The 574-nt window shown below is 35.5% G+C and carries 1 protein-coding gene; it reads right to left on the reverse strand.

Annotated elements, in window-relative coordinates; translation table 11 throughout:
• The coding region (locus ATH1_RS22885; RefSeq protein WP_483458049.1) for an RHS repeat domain-containing protein at positions 1-338 on the reverse strand (338 nt) is incomplete at its 3' end.
• Positions 339-574 lie beyond the last annotated feature (236 nt).

A 574-nucleotide genomic window follows, 5' to 3' on the forward strand; every position in this document is an offset into this window, starting at 1 on the left:
GGGTCAACACCATAAAACATACTAATCCTCGGGTCATAATACCTGGCACCGTAATAATAAAGCCCTGTTTCCTCGTCTAATTCTTTTCCGTTGAAAAGATAGGAAGTGTATACAGCATCGGTGCGTTCCTCAATAAAAGTCTCTCCAAACGGGAAGTACTCCATGTGTTGGTAAACTTCCCCGGATACATCGGTAATATACGAAGAACTACCCAAATGGTCGGGGTGATAGTAGAATTGTAAGTTCTCTACTTTATTACTTGTTTCGTCAAAGAACTTTTCCGTTTTATTTCTAAATGTGCGCTGATATTCAGATAGATAAACATCAAGCCGCCTGATACTGGCGACAAGTTATTTTCTATAATTTTTGTGTTTTTATATTGAATTAAACATTGCGACAAACGGTAATTTTGGTTTTATCTTTATATGCCTCGAAAAATACTAATTTCGGGGCATTTCCCAAAGCTTTTGCACCTAAAAATCAAGAAACTAAGTCACTTTTTTTATTTGTCAAAGAAGAATTAAGGACTAAATTTAACTTAACGAGTGGTCCTGTTTTTTGGGAGTATTATAAA

Source organism: Anaerophaga thermohalophila DSM 12881 (assembly GCF_000191885.1).
GTDB lineage: Bacteria > Bacteroidota > Bacteroidia > Bacteroidales > Marinilabiliaceae > Anaerophaga > Anaerophaga thermohalophila.